Annotated in this window: 1 protein-coding gene; it reads right to left on the reverse strand. The window is 48.2% G+C overall.

Annotated features, from left to right (window positions below; genetic code table 11):
* The coding region (locus ACR2PX_RS12195) for an IS4 family transposase (RefSeq protein ID WP_433999629.1) at positions 1-1,373 on the reverse strand (1,373 nt) is incomplete at its 3' end.
* Positions 1,374-1,433 lie beyond the last annotated feature (60 nt).

Here is a 1,433-nt window from a genome sequence, read left to right on the forward strand (position 1 = left end):
TGTAATTTTGCCCACCCCTTCCAAACTGCCAGCCAACCGGGGCGACCTGTGTGCTTGGAATTGCTCCAACCACCCAGCTTGGCGATGGTTTGAAATAACCAGATCAGCGGTGGTGGCTTGTCAGGCAGCTGTTTGCTTTCCATTTTCAACCAGAGCACTTGCCACTCATCATCACTGACCACTTGATCGGCTGATGTTTTTTCATGCCACACTTCCTCTTCGGCCTGCTTTCGGACATAAGGCAGCATGAGCGCTTCTCGTATTTGTATCAGCCTCACTGCCACAAACATCAGTATCACAGCCATACGTTCAAGATTATCAGCGCTTTGCATACGCTGACGCTCAACGCCTGCGCCCGTTTTCCAAGCTTTGTGAAACTCCTCTATACGCCAGCGAAGTTCGTAGAATCGTAGCACTGTACGACAGTCTTCAAATGTTTTAACAGTCTCGGTGGTTAAGAGAATCCAGCACAACTTGTCCTCAGAGTCATTGTTAATTTCTTGTGCCGTTACTACATTAGCCTTTACAGGTTGAAGTCGGCCTCCTGGCCTCTGCGGTGATTGGATGGTGACACTTTTGCTCTTTACTTGCAGTGTGGCTTTACGCTCTTTTCTACCGCCTCGCTGTGGAACTGTAATGGTATAACTGCCTAATACCAACGTTTCTGCAACCGAATCAAACAATCGCTTGTCATCATCGAGCAGGGTTCGGTTCTGTGTTGCCCTGACGACAAATCGCTGGTTATGACTAAGTTTATAGAGAACGTACTCAAAGACATCAGCCTCCCGGTCACAAACGCTAATCGTTTTGTCTATTTGCTTGCCCAGCCTGCGTTCGATATTTTCTGAAGACTGTTGCCATTTAAAGCTTTCCTTCTCTTCATAAGGGCGCTGCTTGCGTTTGTGCTTTTTGCCACGCTGATCGTCATCCCTTATCCAGCGCTGTTGGTCAATGAGACCGAGAGTTCTCTCTGTTTCGGCATCCAGCAACATGACAGAGTGCGCCCAAAACCCTTTAGTTCTGGAGTTTTCTGACCCGCCTAAGTCTCCAAGCTCTGATCTTGCGGAATGTTTGTAGCCAAGAGTCGTCGAATCCTCAAGTGCAAGAATAAGTTCAGAATCCACCGAAGCACGCGCCGTCGCCTGAAATCCTGCTTCGGCAATCGCTTTAGGATCAACCGCTTCATTTTCAATCAGCCGGTAGCCGCCTTCTACTGAGGCCAAATTGCCTTCACAGGATTCTGCCAGAGAGGAGCCTGTGTGGGCTGATAGATCAGCCGCTGTGTGAATCAGCCTTTTTGTACGACGTTTATCACCCAAATCTGCACACCCAAAAGTAAGTTCCGCCCATTGTTCAGGAGGTAATGGCAACATAACCTTGACTCATCGCTGAAAAGGATAAGTCAAGTTTGGGATTTGTGATAAAGAGATAGC

The sequence above is a fragment of the Endozoicomonas sp. genome (assembly GCF_051008435.1).
Taxonomy (GTDB): Bacteria; Pseudomonadota; Gammaproteobacteria; order Pseudomonadales; family Endozoicomonadaceae; genus Endozoicomonas_A.